The sequence below is a fragment of the Paenibacillus luteus genome, from assembly GCF_006542765.1.
Classification (GTDB): Bacteria; Bacillota; Bacilli; order Paenibacillales; family Paenibacillaceae; genus Pristimantibacillus; species Pristimantibacillus luteus.
This window is the reverse complement of record NZ_SKCD01000097.1, coordinates 46,409-68,196: the sequence shown is the minus strand read 5'-3', so window position 1 is coordinate 68,196 and position 21,788 is coordinate 46,409. Positions and strand designations below refer to the sequence as shown.

Below are 21,788 nucleotides of genomic sequence, written 5' to 3'. Positions count from 1 at the left end.
TTCAGAGGCGCCTTGTAGGCGCCAAGCTGAACTGCTTTTTTTCTGCAATAAAAGTGGTTTTGTAGGGATTGGTCGTTAATTAGCATAATGCGGAGATTAATCCGAATACTTAAGCATTACGGCTAAATCCCATCTTCAAGCAAAGGCTCTTGCGAACGAGCGGGTGGCGTAGGGGTTGCTGCAGGGCTGTTGCCACCTTTCATCGAACCGACTTCAATGACCGTTGGTTGTGCCTTGTATGTATCGCGCGACACGCGGTCTTTAGAAACGGTTTTCCCATCACGCAACAGTGTCCGATAGGTTTCGACGACATATCCCGGCTTGCCCTTTTCAATGGTGACTTTTTGGCCAGGGGATAAACGGTTACTGCTGCTTTCCTGCACGGATGGTGCAATGGTTTTGAGCGTGACCGATTCAATGTCATAGCGCTCGTTTTCGTTCATAGTGCCGAACAGTTTAATGGTGAGCTTGCGGTCTGCGACTTCCGTTCGGATGATGAGGTGCTTGCCGGTTGTATTTTTAAAACGGAAATTAATAGCCCCGCCCGCGTAGGTGGCGTCCTGACCAATGGGCAGATAGGCAACAGGCAGGGAATGGTTGCGACGTTCCACAATCTCCAGGCCGGTGCGCAATATAGCATTATACAGTGTGCTGGATACCTGACAGATACCGCCGCCTATCCCCGGTACCAGTTTTCCGTTTAGAATTACGGGTGCTTCCCGGTAGTCATAGAGCTCTTCAGCCTTTGCAATCAGCTTGCTATAGTCAAAAATCTCATTAGGCGCGAGCTCCCAATCGTTAAGCGCCTGGGCGGTTACGGTGACATTATGTGCCCGTCCTTCCGCACTCGTCCGAAAGTCGGTGGAAAATTCGATTATTTTACGATCAATGCCCTCATCTTTCAGCTTCTCCAGCGTTATGGCGGGATGAATCGCCTTAATCGGTAGCACGCCTTTAAAGGCTTTTTCCACGGATGCTCCGAGTTTCTCCTGCTTAATGACGACCCATTCATCAACCTGCACCTTCAACGGTTCGATATTAAGGCGGTACGCATCCAGATGCGGCTCATAAACGACCTTATCGTCATCCGTAATGGCACGGGTGGCATTTTTGGCTTCATTTTTTTCGATATAGCTCCATTGCTTTCGAACTGCGGCATCAAAGGCATCAGGGTTCCAGCGTTGGCTAATCGTATATGTTTTTTGAAAATGGTAGCGATATTGGGCACGTTCCCAACTATCTCCCTCATCCAGCTTGGCTAAAGCTTCGCGGATGCCTTGAAACTCAGTTTTGTAGCCAAGTTCTTCTACGGTCCACTGTTTCTTGTCATCTGCGGATGCTTCGGTATGAATCGTAATCGTACGCTGCAGCAGCGAATCTTCATAATTCTCAAGCTTCTCCAGCGCTTCATTAATCGGCAGACCTCCGAGGGGTATCCCTCCGGCTACGACCTCATTGGGGACGGTTTTTTGATGCGCGTAATTCCAGACAAATCCCCAGCCGACAGCTGCTATGAGCAGCAGGGAGGCAACGAGGATAATCGTAATGTGTATTCGTTTGACGATACGAATCACTCCTTTCTACGTGTTAGGCGCTACGACGGTGGCCGAGCTTTCTGTTAAAAGCCCGTTTCGCGGTGAAATAGAGAATTCCATTCCGTTGAGAAAATAACCTATTTCGATAGGTTGAAAAAGACAGTCTTACATGTATATGCAAAGACTTGCTCATATTTGTCTAATGGGCAACAGAAGCTCGATTCGACAAAGCCTTTGATTATGAGATTTGTGAAAAATGAGGAAAGGCTGCTCCTTATGAAGGAATTCAGCACAAACTGTCGAAATAGTAGTACTGACTATAAACAGGATGTGATAATGTGATTGAGATGCAAGACATATGGAAAACGTACATCGACGGAACGCATGCGTTAAAAGGCGTCTCTGTTCGTATAGATCGCAACGAATTTGTTTACCTCGTAGGACCGTCAGGCGCGGGCAAATCAACATTCATGAAGCTGATTTATCGCGAGGAAGTACCGACCAAAGGACAAATTTCAGTCAACGGATTTAATATAGGCAAGCTGAAGCCGCGCAAAATTCCTTTTGTCCGGCGTAATATTGGCGTTATTTTTCAGGATTTCAGACTATTACCCAAATTAACGGTTTTTGAAAACGTGGCGTTTGCCATGGAGGTTATCGAAGCACCCACACGCATAATCAAGAAGCGGACGATGGAAGTGCTGGATCTCGTCGGCCTAAAGCATAAGCATGCAAGCCTTCCGGCGCAGCTCTCAGGCGGCGAGCAGCAGCGGGTGTCAATTGCACGCGCGATTGTCAATAACCCATCGGTTATTGTAGCGGACGAGCCTACAGGAAACCTTGACCCGGAAACGTCGCTCGGTATCATGAATCTTTTGGAAGAGATTAACTTTCGAGGCGCAACAATCGTAATGGCTACTCATAACAAGGACATCGTTAACTCCATACGCAAGCGCGTCATTGCCATCGAGGATGGAAACGTTGTTCGTGACGAGGCTAGAGGGGAGTATGGCTATGAAGCTTAGAACCATACTTCGGCATCTGAGGGAAGGCGCCAAAAATATTATTCGAAACGGTTGGATGTCATTCGCTTCGATGAGTTCAATCTTTATATCTTTATTCATTCTCGGAATGTTCTTGCTGCTTGCATTGAATGTGAATCATATGGCTGCTCAAATTGAGAGCCAAGTGCAAATTCGCGTATTTCTGCAGTTGAATGTGGAACAAGAAAAAATCACGGAGCTTCAGAACAAGATCGGAAATCTGACAGAAGTCAGAAGCGTAACGTTTGTGTCCAAAGCAGAGGGGCTTGAGCTGCTGCGCAAAAACTTGGGTGATGAGAACAAGGATTTGCTGGATGGTTATGAAAATGAAAAAAATCCACTGCCGGATTCCTTTACGGTAGAGGTTTATGATCCGCAATCGATTGATGATGCTGCCAAGCAAATCGAAGCGATCAATACAGCAGATGAGCTTATCCCTATTGCCAAAGTTAAATACGGACAAGGCACCGTAGAAACGTTATTCAAAATTACGAATGCTGTTCGTTACATAGGTATTGTCATCGTTATAGGCTTATCGGTAACCGCGATGTTCCTGATCTCTAACACGATCAAGATGACGATTATCGCAAGGCGCCGGGAAATTGGCATTATGAAGCTTGTTGGCGCAACCAATTCTTTTATCCGCTGGCCGTTTTTTATTGAAGGTGCCTTGATCGGCATTATAAGCTCGGCCCTTACGACGGCGGCTGTATTAACGGGCTATTCACAACTCGTGAAATTTACACAAATGGAATTGTCACTCATGATGATAAAGCTCGTCACGATACAAGAGTCTGGTTTGATGACTGGAACTCTGCTCATTGTACTTGGAACCTTGATCGGCATTTGGGGCAGTACGATTTCGATACGAAAGTATTTGAAAGTGTAGGTGGAAGCGAACGTGAAGAAGAGGAAATGGTTATTATTAACAGTAATGATGATGCTGACGGTATTTGTATTGCAGCCGACCGGAGGAGAAGCAGCTTCTCTTAGTGATATCAAGAAGCAGATTGCTGCTGCCAAGGCCGAAATGAAGGAAGCGGAGCGGCGCGCAGCGAAAGCCGAGCAGCAGGCAGCGAATGCACAGAAGCAAGCCGTGAACGCAAAGAGCGAAAAAGGCGATATCGTTACGAAAAAAGCAGAAGCGGAAGCTTCTATTCAAAATCTGATGGCGGAGATTGATAATGTCGTCATTAATAAAACAAAAACGCAAGCACAAAGCGACGCCAAGGAAGAAGAGCTTCTGCAAACCGGATTGGAGCTTGAACAGGCAGAGGAGCGTGTGAAAACGAGAGATGAGCTTCTGCAATCCCGGATGCGGCTTATGTATACGAATGGGTTTGTCTCTTATATGGACGTATTGCTTAGCGCGACGAGCTTTACTGATTTTATTGACCGCTTCGATGCGCTCCAGTCCATTTTATCGCAGGACCGCGATATTTTGGCAGAGCAAAGAGAAGAGAAGGAGCTTGTTTCCCTCAAAAAAGTTGAGGTAGAGAAGCAGTTTGAAGAAGTGAAGGCAATCTACGCGAAGCTTGAGCTTTATGAGGCACATCTCGTGAAGAAGGAACAAGAGAAGGAAACGATGATTGCCAGCTACAACGTTAATATTAAGGAGCTCGACAATAAGCTGTCGCAGATCGACAGTACGCTTGAAGAGCTAGAGGGCATCAGCAAGGAACAAGAGGAGCTGCTCATGGCTCTTGCTTCCAAGGTATCGAAGCTGAATGCCGAGAAAAATAAAATTTCGAACCCTTATACCGGTGGCAAGCTTGGCATGCCAATCAAGGACAGTTATCGAATTAGCTCAAACTTCGGTACGCGGGTTCACCCGATTTCGGGTAAAAAGCATACGCACACTGGCATTGATTTTGCGGCTCCGCAAGGAACCGACATTTATGCGGCTGAGGGCGGCGTAGTGCTGGTAGCCCAAACGTGGAGCAGCTACGGCAACTGTGTCATTATCGATCATGGCAACGGGCTTTGGACGCTGTACGGGCATATTCGCAATGGCGGGATCAAAGTTGAAAAAGGCGAGACGGTGAAGAAAGGCCAGAAAATTGCCGAGGTTGGCAGTACAGGCAACTCTACGGGCCCGCATCTCCATTTTGAAGTGCGCGTCAATCAAACGCCTGTAAACCCAAGCAGCTATCTGAAATAGTTCTAACTCATAACGCAAGATCAAAGGCAGCCCTTGTGGCTGCCTTGTTTGAACTATAGAACGTCAACCTGGGAAATGATCATCTTTACCGTATAATACAAATAATTCTAACCCATTTGTCATATACTAAGGTGGTCTTAAATCAAAGACCATGTAATTGAGAAGGGGGTGTAGACAGGTGCATTTCAAAGGACGCACAGTATTCGCGTTCGTTATGCTGACGATGATTGCATCCGTACTCGTGACACTGACGATTGCGGATCAGATTATTAAACCGGACAAGCCATCGCTGGCTGCACTCACGGCTTCCGCTGCTGGCGAGGGTGAGCGTTTCAGGCTGAAAGAGGATGAGCTGACGAAGCTTAACGCGGTACTGGAATTAATTGAAACAAAATATTACCAAAAAGTCGATCGCCTCGAGCTTCTCGACGGCGCAGTTAGTGGCATGATGTCATCACTGGATGATCCCTACTCTGTTTATATGGAGAAGGATGTAGCTCAGCATTTCTCAGAGTCCATCGAAGGCTCTTTCACGGGCATCGGTGCAGAGGTTACGCTGGAGAATGGTCGAATTGTCGTTGTTTCCCCTATTAAAGGCTCACCGGCGGAGCGTTCAGGTTTGCTTGCCAAGGACATTCTGCTTACGGTTAACGGTGCGAAGCTTGACGGATTGAATTTACAGGATGCAGTAGCTAAAATCCGGGGACCCAAAGGAACCAAAGCTAAAATTCAAGTCCAGCGGGTAGGTTTCTCAGATCCGATTCAGCTCGTGTTGATCCGTGATGATATCGATGTGGAGACGGTATATAGCAGCCTGCGTCCGGATGGAACAGGTGTTATCGAAATCAGGCAGTTCTCCTTGCATACGGCAGAGCGCTTTAAGCAGGAGCTTGCCAAACTGGAGGAGCAAGGATTGAAGGGGCTTGTGCTGGATGTGCGCAACAATCCAGGCGGGGTGCTGCCTGTTGTTGTTGATATTGCACAGAACTTCCTGCCTAAGGGAGCGACAGTCGTTCAAGTCGAAGACCGCGACGGGAATCGGGAGAAGACGCTGTCCAAGGGACAAAGCAAGAACTATCCGATAGCGGTGCTGATGAATAACGGAAGTGCTAGCGCTTCTGAAATATTGGCAGGAGCCTTGCAGGAAAGTGCAGGCGCCAAACTTGTTGGCGAAACCTCGTTCGGCAAGGGTACGGTACAGGTGAGCTATAATAAGGCGCTTGGTGACGGAAGCCTCTTGAAAATGACTATTGCCAAATGGCTAACGCCAAACGGCAATTGGATTCATCAAAATGGGATTAAGCCGGATATCACTGTGCAGCCGCCTGATTTATACACCGTGGCTAGGTTGACCCTGCCGGACACGCTTAAGCAGGATATGCTGGGTGAACAAGTGCGCAGCATACAAATTATGCTGCACGGCCTTGGCTACGAGCCGAAGCGTGAGGATGGTTATTACGGCGTGGAAACGACAGAGGCCGTTAAGAAATTTCAGACGGAGCACAGTTTATCGGCTACGGGACAGGTCGATAAGCTGACTGGTGAAGCGCTGGAGAAAGCGGTCATTGGTTGGATTCAGGATGAGAAAAATGATACGCAGCTTCATGAAGCAATTAAGGCAGTAGGCAGGAAATGATACAGGCACGTCGAATGAATAAGAGGTTGACTCTGTTTAAGGGAGTCGGCCTTTTATTTTTTTGCGCTTGGAAGGAAATGCGGAACGTAAGAAGGAGTGTTAGCTTTGGAAACGGCGATGGAAGTGCTGGAGAGGCTCGGACAAGCGGCTGTTCAATTGGTGGCACAGCCATTTTATTATATTGCGGTGTTATTTATTATTTTACAGTATACAAGGCAGATCAGGATGGAGAGGCAAATGTTTGCGGTAAAGCTGCACCATTGGCCGAGCTTAGTTATTAAAGCGCTTGCTGCTGGTTTATTGGTGGGTATTTTCGTCTCCGCTGCCGGAGTATTCATTGGTGCAGCCTTGACAGGCGAAGCTGTCATTTGGCTTTGGGCTACAGCGGCTGTTCTCATGCTCGCACGAATACGATATTTATGCTTTGCCTACAGTGCGGGTGTCATCACGCTGCTGCAATGGCTGATAGGCTGGACCACTTTGTCCGATCGAACCGATTGGCTAGGATCAATGGCAGCGTCCCTTGCGGGAATTGATGCAGCGGGATTGCTTGTGCTGGTTGCAATCTTACATTTGGCAGAAGCGATTCTTGTACGCTGGCAAGGAGCGAAGCTGGCAACGCCTTTGTTTCTTGAAGGCAAGCGAGGAAAGTTGATCGGAGGCTATATGCTGCAAGGCTTTTGGCCTGTTCCGCTATTAATGTTGGTACCTAGTGTTGCAGGCAGTGCATCTGCATTAACGCTGCCTTGGACACCTCTGTTTGGCGCCGATGGGTCGCAGGGCTGGACGTTTGTGGCTTTACCGATGATTATCGGGTTTACAGAGATGACGCGTTCCTTATTGCCAAGAGATAAAGCCAATCATGCGGCTAAAGGATTGCTATTATATAGCATAGGCTTGGCGGCTGCGGCTGTTTTAGCTTGGTGGCAGCCTCTTCTCCTGCCGCTCGCAGGGGTCGCCTCCTTATTGCTGCATGAAGCGATTATATGGCGTAGTCGTGCCATAGAAGCGGCTCAGTCTCCATTGTACGTTCATGATTCCCGTGGCTTGCGTATCCTGGGCATTGTGCCTGGAACGCCGGCTGCAGCAATGGGACTTGTTACAGGCGAGATTGTGCATAAGGTTAATGGTATACGTGTGAAAACAAAAGAAGAGCTGTATGAGGCTCTTGTACAAAACTCTGCCTTTTGCAAGCTGGAAGTACTGAATCTAGCGGGAGAAATCAAGTTTGCGCAGCGCGCACGATTTACAGGTGAGCATCATCAGCTTGGCGTTATATTAGCTCCGGACGAGCAGGCGAACTATTATGCCTCTGCTGGACCAGCTTCATTGCTTGAGCTGCTCAGAAGCTATCATGCCTCAAACAGGCGCGGTGATCGGGCTGAGAGGGCAGAAAGCTTCAAGTGATCGCATGGACAATACTGCCACAGGTTTTGTTGAAAAAAAGCTGTCAAAAGATAAAAAGCCCGTTGAACGATATCGTTCAACGGGCTTTTTATAATCTGGGAAAGTATAGCCTTAGGCCATACTTTCTCTACATTTCTCGGAATGAAACGCGCTGCGCCGCCAAAGGACGGCGACAGCCGTTTCACCGTCAAAGCTACTTCTGCGTCTAAAGGACGCCGAAGGCGTTTTTGCTTGCATTACATTTTTCTGCGTTTGAAGCCAAGTGCTGCACCTAGTAGAATGAAGGCAAATCCGAGCAGCTGCATAAGCAGATAGCTCTGCTCGCCGGTCTTTGGAAGCGTAGTAACTGGAGGTGTGCTGCTGTCTACACCGCCAAGAGGAACTTCGACATCAATTTCAAAGAAGATTTCTTCTTCATTTCCGTCTTTGTCTTTCACAATGATGGAGAACTTGTCTTTACCGGTGTAACCAGGGTTAGGAGTATACACCCATTTGCCATTTTCGTCGATCGTAACAACGCCATGCTCCGGCTTTTGGCCGATGCTTGGTTTGCTGTCTTTAGGAACATCGACGCTGCCTTCAACAGGTTTGTCCTGCTCAGTTGTCTCGTGCTCAACTGGCGGCTGGCTAGGCTGAGGTATTGAAGGTTCTTCCGTTTCTCCAGGAATCTCAGGATCTACAGGATCAGGTCCTGGCGTTACCGGAGGAAGCACTGGAGGAATTGTAGGAATGACAGGTGGGTTCGGCGTAAAGTACAGGCCTAAATCAATCGTCAAATCTTCCCATCCGTTAGGAGCACTCTCTCCAATAATGATAGCTTCGGTATAACCGTCTACCCTTTTGTTTGAATCATTTGCTGGCGTAGTTCCGTCTGCTTCAGCATAGGTGGCCATATGGCCGGCTGGAATAACGAATTGGACATAATATTGCCCGCCTATCAATTGATCGAACAAGTAGTAGCCTGGTTTGCCGTCCACATCATTTGCTGTTCTGGTTTCTGTAATGAATGTTTTGTTAGCATCATACAGTTTCACCAAAACATCGTTCATTCCGCGGTTGTCAGCTTCATCTTGTTTTCCGTTGGTGTTGGAATCAAACCATACGTAGTTACCGATTTTACCTTTAGCAATCAAGCCTAAATCGATACTATGGTCGATCCAGCCAGCGGCGTGACCAATGGTTATCACAGATGTGATGCCCATCGTATCCGTTGTGTTAGAATCAACAGCCTTGTCAGAATCTTTACCAGCAGCTGTCTTTTCGTAATCAACAGGAATGACGAATTGAACATAATAGTCGCCCTCGCGCAGATTTTCAAAAAGATAGTAACCAGCTTTTCCGTTTTTGTCATTTGCAGTAGTAGCTACAGCATATGGCGTACCGGAAGCATTGTTTTTGAATAGTCTTACTTCAATGCCGTTAATGCCTTGTGCTTCATTTTCGTTTTGTATGCCGTCACGGTTCAGATCCAGCCATACATAATTACCGATTTCGCCTTTTGCAATTAGACCCAAATCAATGCTGGCATCGATCCAGCCCGATGCCTCACCGATTTCGATTTTTGCAGTGGTGTGGGTGCTGTCTGTTGCATTCGAATCGGTTCCGTTATTACCGCCGCTTTCCGCTTTTGTTTTCACATAGTCAGTCGGTAGAACGAATTGTACGTAGTAGTCGCCTTCAAGCAGTTCTTTGAAGCTGTAATAGCCAGGCTTGCCGGTAGTATCATTGGCTGTAGTCGTTTCAGCAATCGGAGTTCCAGTAGGGGAATCCTTGTAGAGCTTAACTACGACGCCATTGATGCCATCTGACTCATCTTCGTTTTGAATGCCATCACGATTGCGGTCATGCCACACATAATCGCCAAGGCGACCGATACCGATTAGTCCTAAATCAATGGTTAGGTCATGCCAGCCATTAGGAGCCGTCGCGCCTATGGAAATAACATTGGTAAAGCCATCTACCGTCGGATTCGAATCGTTAGCGCTCGTAGTGCCTGCTGCGCCAGCCTTGGTAAGATCAAAGATAGTCGGCACTTCGAATTTCACGAAATAGTTGCCGCCTGTCAGCTGCTCGAATAAGTAGTAGCCAGGCTTGCCAGAAGTATCATTAGCCGTTACGGTCTCATCAAGGAGCACCTTGTTTTGATCGTAAAGCTTCACTCTGATACCGTTGACGCCGTCTTGCTCATTCTCATCCTGCTTGCCGTTGCTGTCCCGATCAATCCAGACGTAGTTGCCGATGGTTCCTTTGGCGACTAATCCAAGGTCAATCGTGTGATCAATCCAGCGTGTGGATTCCCCAATAACGATTTGCTGTGTTATTCCGCTGTTGTTCGTTACATTGGAATCGTTTCCTGATCCAGCGGTTGTTCCTTCGATCGTTTTCTCATAATCGTCAGGAATGATAAATTGTACGAAATAGTTGCCCGATAGCAAGTGGTCGAACAGGTAGTAGCCAGGTTTTCCGTTGCCATCATTTGCGGTAGTTGCCGTTGCAATTGGTACGCCTGACGTATTGTCCTTGTACAATTTCACCTGAATGCCATTGATGCCGTCCTTCTCGTTCTCATCTTGAATCCCATTGCGGTTGCGATCAAGCCATACATAGTTGCCGATCTCGCCGCGAGGGTACAAGCCGAGGTCGATAGTCAGATCATCGGGTTGTGCGCTAGTAATTGTAATTAGGTTCGTTTTGCCAGCAGCATCGATGGCATTGGAATCTAAATCAGAAGTGGAGCCTGATACTTCCGGCTTCGTTACCTCATAATCAGCAGGAACGATAAACTGAACCTGATAGCTTCCGAATGGCAAGCCTTTAAAAATGTAATGTCCGGCTTTGCCATCTTTGTCTCTCGTATACGTCTGTGACACAAGGGTATTGGAGCTGTCGAACAGCTTGACAATAATCCCATTAATGCCGTTTTCTCCTGCATTCTGAATGCCATCCTCGTTGCGATCGAACCACACATAATCTCCGATTGAACCGCGTGCATCGGTAGTAACCGGAATTTCATGAGTATCGGTAACCGGTGGCGTTTCGTCCGGGTCGGCGGTAACGATGTTAATGATGGACGTAGCTGCCACATCTGCAGCAGTCAGTTGGTACGGGTACGTAATTTCAATTGATTTACCGGAAGCGAGCGTTGGGATCGCAGGTATATTGGAAACCTTCGTATCCGTAATGACAATGTTCGTCAATTCGCTGCTGCCTGTGTTGGTTACCGTAACAAGGTAATCAATCCAATCTCCTTCATCGAAGCTTGAAGCTGAAGTTCTACTGCTTGATTTCTCGACCTTTACGGCGGCAGTAGGGATGCTTGCTTCGTCTTCGAGCGGTTCTTTGGATTCATTGTAGTAAATCGTTGCTTTGTTATCCAAATCCGTTAAATCAAAATCATCTGTTGTAACCGTATAGGTGCCTTCGAGCTCAATTTCGCCGCCAGGAGCAAGGTTTTTAACGATGACAAATGGCGTTGATCCGGCATTGCTCACGCTAGAAATGATATCAGGGCGGGAGTGGCTATTGCCGTTTATTGAAATGGAAGTGCCGTTATACGTCAGTTTATTGAAAGCAAAACCTGTTTGCGCACGGTCCAGTTCATCCTGCACTTTAATGTTATGCAAGGTAACGGTGGACGTGTTTTTAAAGTTGATTTTGTAATTAACTTGATTGCCCACAACGACGTAGCTTTGTGATGGTGCTGCTGTAGAGGACCCTTTCGCTACGTTAGTAATCGATTTGTCGATTGTTGCTGACGGATAGGACGGAGTTGTTGTTCCTGCCTCAACCAAGCCCAAATCAATCGTATAATTTTTGATTTTGTCAGCCGACAGAACGTTAATCGAAATCGCGTCTGTACGGTATGGCGTGTATCCGCCAGCTGTTGACAGCTTGACAACTTTATTCGAATCGGTGTTATCGATATGAGTCGGATCTAGTCCAGGCGTGTTCGCTACGGTAGGAACATAATGTTCCGGCAGTACGAACTCAACCTCATATTGACCGGTCGGCAAGCCTTGGAATAAATAATAGCCAGGGCTTCCAGACTGATCATATCCAGTAATCGTGTCCTTAAACGGCGTGGTAGCACCGTCTTTATAAAGGTTTACTTTAATGCCGTTGATACCGGCGCTTTGCGAGTTATCACCAGGATAGCCTTCATTTTGCAAGCCGTCACGGTTGCTGTCGAACCATACGAAGTTTCCAATTTCACCAAGCGGCGCATGCTCGTCGTTCGGGTGAACAAGGAAGCCTACTTTGTTTGGTTCAGCTGGCAGCATCGTTCTGCCGCTTGCAGCGCTGGTAGCTTGAATGGCGAAGGAGTTCCAGGCGACTTTACCTGATTCCGTACCTACCGGCGCATTCATTTCCCAATCGAGAACGATATAATCGCCAGCTGCTAAATCTGTTGCACCATCGCTGCCCTTGATATTCGTGATTTCAAAGTATAGAGATTGAATATCGGTCAGATTATCACTTGCAAAAGTAGACTGGTTAATCCAGCCGTTTTTGCTGCCGACGGCATTCGTGAAGTTAACGATACTGCTTTTGTCTGACGACAGACTGTAAAATACGCGAAGATCATACGTAACGGTTTTAACCGCTCCACCGTCTTCAGGCGTATAGGAAAACGTTTTGCCTGTGCCAGATTGTGGCGTTGTTGCTAGGTTTGGACGCCATTCGGAATTACGGTCCACATTCGAATTCGGGTGAACAGCTTTATCGCCGATGAATGGCAGGATATCGATCGCATCAATCTTCGATAACCGCGTGTTGCCGCTGTTTTGGATAACCAGCTTATAATCTGCGGATCCGCCTTCATAGGTTGTGCTGAAACGAGGGAACTCTGTATATTCAGGCGTTCCTAACGTCCCATTGTCGAATGGTGTGTAGGAAATCGATGGCGGGCCGCTGTAGCCTCCGGAATTGGCAACATCGAAGATGGCAGGCAAATCGCCTTTGTTCCATTTGGTCGACTTGACAATAGCGGCTAGGCCGACAGTGACTGGAGCATTCGCATCGACATAATAGTGCTCAACCGGATCGCTTGCGTTTGGTTTGAATTGCAGCGTCGTACCTGAACGGTCCGGATTAGCTGCTGCCCATGCTGGGAAACCAAGCGGACTAAACTGATTTTTGTTGCCGTCATGCCAGAACTGGGTAGTTGCGTCAGCCGTTGTTGCAAATACTTTGTTGAGATAGCTGACCGAACCGCCAGAAGGCAAAGCGCCGGAGCGAACTTTTCCTTTGTAAGTAATCGTTAAGCTGGTGCCAGGATCTAAAGACAAGCCGCTTGGCCATGACCATTTGACTAGAGCCCGTCCATTCACATCAGCAAGCTTGACTAGGGTTGGATTAGCCGCGCCAGAAGGCAAGCCCGTGATCGTAAATGAATTGGCTAGAGCCGTTACGAGATTTGTTTGCTTTGGATCCGTGTAATAATCGAAATCCTGAGGCAGCAAATCGTAAATGACGGGATCTACCCATGGGCCTGTCGCGTCTATCTTATTGCTCACCGTCAGTGAGAATGGAACTTCGCTTAACGGGAAGAAGGTGCCGCCGCCTGGTTGGCTTTTAGATGCTGTCAACCATGGTTTTGGTTCATTGATCTTAAAAATTGCTACAGCCGTAGCAGGTGTCTGTGCTGTATATGTCCAGTTGCCTGGCGTTGTTTGAGTCAAAGCCTCATAAGTGACAACCGCACAGTTTTTGATGGTATCGCCTTGGTTAACTGCGGAGTCGGCGTTAGGAATTGCTGCTGCTCCACATGCTGTGTTTTCGCTAGATCGAATTCCTGTAGCTGTATCCAGCACCAAGCCGCGCAGCTCTACGCCGCCGATCGTCTGGTTTACCGGAAGCGAATCAAAGGTCCAGGAAACGCTGACTAGCGAATCGCCAGTCGGTACGTTGAGATCAGAACCGTTTCCGACCGTAAGTTGTTTATTAGGCGTTGCTTTCTCCAATGTGGTGCCATTGCTGTTTGGAGTTATCGTTGTTGCTCCGCCGTTCTTTAATGTATAAGTGAAGGAAGTCCACTGGCGGTTAGGCATTTTTAAGTACGTGTACTTAAGCTCGGAAGGAAGTGTATCCGTAAGAACAATATTCCGCAGCTCGGAGTTTGCTCCGTTAGCTGAGTTTGTAATACCGCCGATCGTGAACCGTTGCTCTTGGCTATGCCAGCGATAATCGTAAGTACGGTTCTTGGTAACTTCTCCTCCTCCGGAGACTGGAGGTCCGAATTTTGTATCGATAGATGCATTCGGATTCGTTACTTCGCCCTCAACAGGGCCTTCAATTGTATACTGTGTAATTGCAAGATTGTTTGTTGCATTAACAGCTCCTGCCCAGCCTAATGTAGGAGGGTAAGTAAGCTTAACGCGAGCCTCGAACTTTTGACCGGAATCCAATCGCGGAATAACCCATGTAATCGTATGGTTGACATTATCGATCACAGGCGTGATCGACGGACCGGCTACTGGCGTAATATCCGCAAGAGTTACCGTTGCTTGCGATGGATAAGAATCCACAAGAGTAATGTTTGTGAGCGCGCCTGCCGGTGTTACATTGCCTTTCTGGACAGCGTTAATGCCGACATTGTAATTGACTGAACCGCCAACAATCGCAACGCCGCTCGCATAGCCGGTGTCTTGTGTTTTAAAGGCAGCCCATTTATCATAAGTCGACTGAACAGGCGTTGGCGTGGCTGTTGGCGCCGGTGTAGGCGATGGCGTTGCATCTGCCTCGACGATTACTGTAGCGCTGGCCGAACTAATGTTGCCGCTTGAAGCTTCAGTTGCCGTTGCCGTATTAATCTTCGACACTTGCGAATTTGTATACGTGTTGTCAACCTTCACTTCTATTTCAATCTCCAGGGAATCGCCGGGATTGAAAGTACGGTTAAGGGTAACTGTATTTCCGGAGAAGCTTGCACCGGTCGTGCTTAACACCTTGAACGGAGCTGGAACGATATCTTTAATTTCCAGGTCTTTGCTCAGCCCAACCGTACTGGAGAGCTCAATTTGAATATAGTAAGTAAAGGTATCTCCGACATTGACATTGGGTTTACTTGCGGATTTTGTTATCGTTAGTCCATCAACTGGTGTAGCCGCCATTGCTGGTGATGCAAAGGGCAGCAATGCTGTTTGCAGCAGCAAGGCGAACATCAGGATGAGGGGGACCATACGGCCTTTCCGCAATTTCTGTAATAGCATGGTTTCTTTCTTCATTCCTTTCGATCTGTTTTCACGTTTACGTGAAGCAGGAAGACGCGTCGTTCCAAAAGAACGGGATTAACCTGTGATCAGCCTCCTTATTCTAGTCAACCGCTGGATAGCTAGAGGATTGCCAGTGGGTATGCGGCAGGAACATGATAATATCAGCATCGTGCTAGCTGGTTCACTTATCGGCAAAGTAATAAACGCCGTATAATAGATTGCGGCCTGCTCGCTTCGCAAATAAATTTAGCAAGCTGCACGGATCCTGTAACAAAATGTAACAAGTGCAACTGATCATTTTTTGAACAAACATTGCTAATTCTCGTCATAAAGCAACAAGATTTGTCTTTGTTCGCATCATGACTATTGTATTAATGGATACTATACATTTTCTGAACAATTTTCAAGGGAATAGGTATAATAGATTTATAGGAAATAATCGTTTTCGGGGACGATGCCGATATGATTTATAATTTAGAAGAGATATGATGCTAATATAGGAGTGAAGCAAGTGAAGCTGCTTTTAGTTGATGATGAAAGACTGGCGCTCGTACAGCTTGAGCGCATGCTCCGCCAGTCTACCGAAGTAACGTCAATTGAAACCTATCAAAATCCGGTACAGGCGGTGGAGCGGGCAAGCGTGATGATGCCGGATGTTGTATTTCTGGATATCCACATGCCTGAACTAAGTGGTATTCAAGCAGCGGAGCTTATTCAGATGGTTTGTCCGCAAGCTTATATTGTGTTTGTAACCGCTTATGATGAGTATGCGATTCAAGCTTTCGAGCTGAATGCGATAGATTACTTGTTGAAGCCTCCGCAACCCTCGCGTATTCAGAAAACAATGGAGAGGTTAATGAAGCTCAGAGGGATTCAGGCACCACCAGAAGCTCTTGAGAAGAGCACGGATATGATTTATTGCTTCAAAATGCTCCGCTTCCAGACGAATGGTCAGCCGGCAGAGCTGCCGAAGTGGCGTACAGCAAAAGCTCAGGAGATCTTTGCTTATTTGCTCCATCATCGCGGTCAGATTGTTCATAAATCGACGCTTCTGGAGCTGTTTTTTCCTGAGATGGATATGAAGCGGGCCATGACTCAACTATATACGGCTATCTACCAAATTAGACAATGCATTCAAAAGTCAAATCTATCTATTGTGATTCAAAATACGAGCATTCAGGAAGGTTACATCCTTGAGATCGGGCAGGTGGCATTGGACACCGAACGGTGGGAACGGGAATTGGAAAATCTGATGGGGCCTGTAGACGAGCATTATGATCGCGCGATTCAGCTGTTAGGGGAATATGAAGGACATTATCTTCAGGACCATGGTTATATATGGGCAGAGCATGAGAGCGAGCGCCTTCGCCAGCTGTGGCTGAGTCTGGCAAGGCAGGTGGCCGCTTACGATTTGGAACGACAGGATAAATGGAGCGAAGCTTTGCAGCTATATGAAAGAATACAAACGATCGATCCATATAATGAGACTGAGGGTCTTCTTGTTATGAAGCTTTATGATGAACTAGGTCATTTTGATAAAGTGACAGCTTATTATGAACGGCTGCTTCTAACGCTGGAGAATGAGCTCGGACTGGTTGTTCCGAAACCAATTGAAGACTGGTATGATCAGTGGAGCGAGAGAAGAATGGGTAAGGAACAGATGCGGTGAGCTCACAAGTTGCAAAATTGGAATATACCGGAGCATGTCTCAAGAAGAGATAGGCTGCGGTATTTTTTTGTGTGAGGATCATTGCGCCAGTTGACAGTACACGGTATAATAAACGGGAACAAACATTCTTATTTTTAAAATGCTACTGAAATGAAATTCATATAATTGACTATAATAATAAGAGTATTTCGAATAACGGAGGTGGATAGAGGCGTGAGTGAACTCGCAAAGGAAACGAAGCTGTTCGAATTGAAGTCAGACTATACACCACAAGGGGACCAGCCGAAGGCGATCGAGCAGCTTTTGGCAGGCATTAAGGCAGGCAAGAGGCATCAAACTCTGCTTGGGGCGACGGGAACGGGCAAAACCTACACGATTGCGAACATGGTGGAGAAGCTTAATCGGCCTACACTCGTCATCGCGCACAATAAGACGTTGGCTGCGCAGCTGTGTAGCGAATTCAAGAGCTTTTTCCCGGACAACGCAGTTGAATATTTTGTTAGCTACTATGATTACTACCAGCCGGAAGCTTATATCCCGTCATCGGATACGTTTATCGAGAAGGACTCCAGTATTAATGATGAAATAGATAAGCTTCGACATTCGGCGACAAGCTCGCTGTTCGATCGCCGCGACGTCATTATCGTTGCCAGCGTTTCATGTATTTATGGTCTCGGATCTCCAACCGAATACGGAGGCATGGTGTTATCGATGCGAGTCGGAATGGAAAAGTCTCGGGATACCATTTTGCATAAGCTAGTCGATATTCAATACCAACGCAACGATATTAGCTTCACGAGGGGAACATTCCGTGTTCGTGGAGATATCGTGGAAATTTTCCCAGTTGCCAATAATGAACGTGCCATTCGCGTAGAGCTCTTTGGAGACGAGATTGAGCGTATATCGGAGATCGACGTGCTCACAGGCGAAATTATCGGCGAACGCGAACATATCGCTATTTTCCCGGCCTCCCACTTCGTGACCCAGGAAGAGACGATGAAAGTGGCGCTTGTCAATATCGAACGGGAATTGGAGGAGCGGCTTGCGGAACTGCGCGAGGCAGGTAAGCTGCTTGAAGCGCAAAGATTGGAGCAGCGTACACGCTACGACCTGGAAATGATGGCCGAGATGGGCTTCTGCTCAGGCATCGAGAACTATTCAGGACCGCTAACCTTCAGGGAGCGCGGTGCTACGCCGTATACGTTGCTTGATTATTTCCCTGACGACATGGTTATTGTTATAGATGAGTCACATGTATCCCTGCCGCAAATCCGGGCCATGTACAACGGTGACCGGGCTCGGAAGGAAATGCTTGTGAATCACGGTTTTAGGCTGCCTTCGGCAATGGATAATCGGCCGCTGCGTTTCGAAGAGTTCGAGGCAAAGGCAAAGCAGCTGGTTTATGTGTCGGCTACCCCAGGCCCGTATGAGATCGAACATACGGACATAATGATCGAGCAAATTATTAGGCCAACTGGTCTTATCGATCCGATTATCGATGTACGTCCTACGAAAGGGCAAATTGATGATTTGTTAAACGAGATTCGTGATCGCATTGCAAAGGATGAACGGGTGCTCGTTACGACGTTGACCAAGAAGATGTCAGAGGATCTAACGGATTATATGAAGGAGATTGGCATTAAGGTTCGCTACCTCCACTCCGATATCAAGACATTGGAGCGGCTGGCGATTCTTCGTGACCTAAGGCTTGGCGTGTTCCATGTACTGATTGGCATCAACCTCTTAAGGGAAGGGCTGGATTTACCGGAGGTATCGCTCGTATCGATTCTCGATGCGGATAAGGAAGGTTTCCTACGCTCTGATCGCGCGCTTATTCAGACGATTGGACGTGCGGCGAGGAACAGTGAAGGCCGCGTTATTATGTACGGGGATAAAATAACCGATTCGATGGACCGAGCGCTCAAAGAAACAGAACGTCGTCGAACCATTCAATTGGCATACAATGAGAAGCACGGCATAACGCCGCAGACGATTCGCAAAAAAGTCCATGACGTCATCGAAGCTACGAAGGTGGCTGAGCAGAAGGCGGATTATTTAACGGGTGCAGGCGTTGGCAAAATGAACAAAAAAGATCGTTTGGCGCTGCTTCAGAAGCTGGAAGCAGAAATGAAGGATGCAGCAAAAAATCTGCAGTTCGAACGCGCAGCAGAGCTTCGGGATGCGCTGCTTGAGCTGCGGGCAGAGATGGGCTAAGTAGGAGGAGAAAAGATTGGCTAGCGATAAAATCGTAATTAAGGGCGCACGTGCCCATAATTTAAAAAATATTGATGTTACCATACCACGCGACAAATTCGTCGTGTTAACAGGTCTTAGCGGCTCGGGTAAATCCTCACTGGCTTTTGACACCATCTATGCGGAAGGACAGCGTAGGTACGTGGAATCACTATCGGCCTACGCTCGTCAATTTCTAGGCCAAATGGAGAAGCCGGACGTCGATTCAATTGAAGGCTTATCACCGGCCATCTCTATTGACCAGAAGACGACAAGCCGGAATCCACGATCTACAGTAGGAACCGTAACGGAAATTTATGATTACCTCAGGTTGCTGTTTGCCCGTATCGGGAAACCCCATTGCCCGGAGCATGGCATTGAAATTACATCGCAGACCGTGGAGCAGATGGTTGACCGGATCTTGGAATATCCAGAGAAAACGAAGCTGCAAATTTTGGCTCCGCTTATTTCTGGACGCAAAGGCGAGCATACCAAATTGCTTGCTGATATTCAGAAGCAAGGGTTCGTGCGCGTCCGTGTGAACGGAGAACTGCGTGAGCTGAGCGAGAAGATCGAGCTGGAGAAAAACAAAAAGCATAGCATTGAAGTTGTGGTTGACCGGATCGTAGTGAAAACAGACATTCAAACTCGCCTTGCGGATTCTTTGGAAACGGCGCTTAAGCTCTCTGAAGGCCGCGTGCTAGTTGATATTATCGATCAAGAAGAGCTGTTGTTCAGCTCAAATCTGGCTTGCCCAGAATGCGGCTTCAGTATTGAAGAGCTTGAGCCGCGTATGTTTTCTTTTAACAGTCCTTATGGAGCTTGTCCAGATTGCGATGGCTTGGGCGTCAAAATGATCGTCGATCCCGAGCTGCTCGTTCCGGATATGAGCAAATCGGTTGAGAATGCAGCGTTTCTGGCTTGGGCAGGCAGCACGTCCAACTATTACCCGCAATTTCTTAGCGCAGTATGCGTTCATTACGGCATTCCGCAGAACGTACCTGTCTCGGAGCTTAGCCAAGAGCAAATGAAAAAGATTCTTTATGGTACGGGAGGAGAACGGGTTCGCTTCCTGTACGAAAATGATTTCGGCCACCGGAAGGAAGCGTTTGTTCCGTTCGAGGGTATCGTTCACAACCTAGAGCGGCGCTACCGCGATACGGCATCGGATATGATGCGTGAGCATATTGAAAACTATATGAGTGCTAAGCCATGCGCGGGCTGCAAGGGGCATCGCCTTCGTAAGGAGACCTTGGCCGTAACCATTAATACACAAAATATATCACAAGTGACCTCGCTATCAATTGGTGATGCTCAGCATTATTTTGATTCGCTCAAGCTTACACCAAAGGAACTTGCGATTGCCAATCTAATTATGAAAGAAATCAACAGTCGACTAGGTTTCCTAGTCAACGTTGGCTTGGAATATTTATCGTTAAGTCGTGCTGCAGGTACTCTTTCCGGAGGGGAAGCGCAGCGGATCCGACTGGCTACCCAAATCGGCTCAAGCCTGATGGGTGTGCTCTACATTTTGGACGAGCCGAGCATCGGGTTGCACCAGCGCGACAATGACCGATTGATCGAGACGCTGGAGCATATGCGCAACCTCGGGAACACCTTGATTGTGGTTGAGCATGATGAGGATACGATGCTGGCAGCTGACTATATCATTGATATTGGGCCTGGCGCCGGTATTCATGGAGGCATGGTGATTGCTGAAGGGACGCCGGAAGAGGTGATGGCGAATGAGAATTCGCTAACGGGACAATACTTGAGCGGACGGAAGTTCATTGAGGTGCCCGCAGTTCGCCGAAAAACCAATGAGAAGTGGTTAGAGGTACGTGGAGCGAAGGAAAACAACCTGAGAAATGTGAATGTGAAGATCCCTCTTGGCGTTTTCTCAGCGGTCACAGGTGTTTCAGGCTCCGGCAAATCAACCTTTGTTAATGAAATTCTCTATAAGACGCTAGCGCGGGATTTGAACAAAGCCAAGACACGCCCCGGTCAATACAAGGAGCTGCGCGGTATTGAGCATTTAGAGAAGGTTATCGACATTGACCAGTCGCCGATTGGCCGAACGCCAAGATCAAACCCAGCGACGTATACCGGCGTGTTTGATGATATTCGTGATTTATATTCCAATACGAATGAATCTAAGGTACGCGGGTACAAAAAAGGTAGGTTTAGCTTTAACGTCAAAGGCGGCCGTTGTGAGGCATGCCGAGGTGATGGCATTATCAAAATCGAAATGCATTTCTTGCCGGACGTCTATGTGCCTTGTGAAATTTGCAAAGGCAAGCGCTATAACCGCGAGACGCTTGAAGTGAAATATAAAGGGAAAAACATTGCAGAGGTTTTGGATATGACGATTGAAGACAGCTGTCTCTTCTTCGAGAATATTCCAAGAGTGCACCGGAAGGTACAAACACTGCTTGACGTGGGTCTTGGCTACATGAAGCTGGGACAGCCAGCCACAACCTTGTCTGGTGGCGAAGCACAACGGGTCAAGTTAGCGGCTGAGCTGTACCGCCGCTCTACAGGCAAAACATTGTACATTTTGGATGAGCCAACAACCGGCTTACACGTGCATGACATTGATCGCTTGTTGACGGTTTTGCATCGCTTGGTTGATTCAGGTGAATCTGTCCTCGTTATTGAGCATAATTTGGATGTTATTAAAACAGCGGACTATCTGATTGATTTGGGGCCAGAAGGTGGCAACGGCGGCGGTATGATTGTGGCAACTGGAACGCCTGAACAGGTTGTTAAGGTAGAGCAATCGTACACGGGTAAATATTTAAAGCCAATCCTAGAGCGTGATCGTGAACGGACGATTACACTGCATAAGGAGAAGCAGGTAGCGGCAGCAATGGAATAAACAGAAAACAGCA

10 protein-coding genes are annotated in these 21,788 nt (G+C 47.6%); 8 read left to right on the top strand and 2 right to left on the bottom strand.

Annotated features, from left to right (window positions below; all coding sequences use genetic code 11):
• Nucleotides 1-122: 122 nt before the first annotated feature.
• Nucleotides 123-1,574: a VanW family protein gene (locus tag E0496_RS34630; RefSeq protein ID WP_241675097.1), complete on the bottom strand. Its 1,452-nt coding sequence runs from the start codon at nucleotides 1,572-1,574 to the stop codon at nucleotides 123-125.
• Nucleotides 1,575-1,873: 299 nt separating this feature from the next.
• On the opposite strand from E0496_RS34630, the gene ftsE reads away from it, so the two are divergent.
• From ftsE to E0496_RS34605, 5 genes are all read left to right on the top strand, one after another.
• Nucleotides 1,874-2,560, top strand: coding sequence for a cell division ATP-binding protein FtsE (gene ftsE / locus E0496_RS34625; protein WP_141506445.1), 687 nt, complete (start codon nucleotides 1,874-1,876; stop codon nucleotides 2,558-2,560).
• Nucleotides 2,550-3,467 (top strand): permease-like cell division protein FtsX, encoded by a 918-nt coding sequence (gene ftsX, locus E0496_RS34620; protein WP_141506444.1) that lies wholly within the window; start codon nucleotides 2,550-2,552, stop codon nucleotides 3,465-3,467. Before ftsE ends, ftsX begins: the two co-directional genes overlap by 11 nt.
• Before the next feature lie 12 nt (nucleotides 3,468-3,479).
• Nucleotides 3,480-4,739, top strand: a complete 1,260-nt coding sequence (locus E0496_RS34615; protein WP_241675096.1) for a murein hydrolase activator EnvC family protein — start codon at nucleotides 3,480-3,482, stop codon at nucleotides 4,737-4,739.
• Between the two features lie 214 nt (nucleotides 4,740-4,953).
• Nucleotides 4,954-6,375 carry a S41 family peptidase gene (locus tag E0496_RS34610; protein WP_141506580.1) on the top strand — a complete coding sequence of 474 codons (1,422 nt, stop codon included), beginning with the start codon at nucleotides 4,954-4,956 and terminating at the stop codon, nucleotides 6,373-6,375.
• 105 nt (nucleotides 6,376-6,480) lie between these two features.
• Nucleotides 6,481-7,782, top strand: coding sequence for a PDZ domain-containing protein (locus E0496_RS34605; RefSeq protein WP_141506443.1), 1,302 nt, complete (start codon nucleotides 6,481-6,483; stop codon nucleotides 7,780-7,782).
• Nucleotides 7,783-8,018: 236 nt separating this feature from the next.
• On the opposite strand, the gene E0496_RS34600 is transcribed toward E0496_RS34605, so the two are convergent.
• Nucleotides 8,019-14,978 (bottom strand): SdrD B-like domain-containing protein, encoded by a 6,960-nt coding sequence (locus tag E0496_RS34600; protein WP_206669942.1) that lies wholly within the window; start codon nucleotides 14,976-14,978, stop codon nucleotides 8,019-8,021.
• Between the two features lie 529 nt (nucleotides 14,979-15,507).
• Between E0496_RS34600 and E0496_RS34595 the strand changes: the two genes are divergently transcribed.
• The 3 genes from E0496_RS34595 to uvrA all read left to right on the top strand — a co-directional run bounded on the left by E0496_RS34595 (nucleotide 15,508) and on the right by uvrA (nucleotide 21,775).
• A complete protein-coding gene (locus E0496_RS34595; protein ID WP_141506441.1) occupies nucleotides 15,508-16,665 on the top strand; it encodes a response regulator in 1,158 nt (385 codons plus the stop codon).
• A gap of 213 nt (nucleotides 16,666-16,878) precedes the next feature.
• The gene (uvrB, locus tag E0496_RS34590) at nucleotides 16,879-18,879 is read left to right on the top strand and encodes an excinuclease ABC subunit UvrB (protein WP_141506440.1); all 2,001 of its coding nucleotides are present in this window, start codon (nucleotides 16,879-16,881) and stop codon (nucleotides 18,877-18,879) included.
• A 16-nt stretch (nucleotides 18,880-18,895) separates the two neighbouring features.
• A complete protein-coding gene (gene uvrA / locus E0496_RS34585; RefSeq protein WP_141506439.1) occupies nucleotides 18,896-21,775 on the top strand; it encodes an excinuclease ABC subunit UvrA in 2,880 nt (959 codons plus the stop codon).
• Nucleotides 21,776-21,788 lie beyond the last annotated feature (13 nt).

Excerpts from the sequence above, each read along its gene's own strand:
- ftsX (WP_141506444.1), top strand. The coding sequence starts at position 2,550 with ATGAAGCTTAGAACCATACTTCGGCATCTGAGGGAAGGCGCCAAAAAT.
- E0496_RS34610 (WP_141506580.1), top strand. The coding sequence starts at position 4,954 with ATGCTGACGATGATTGCATCCGTACTCGTGACACTGACGATTGCGGAT.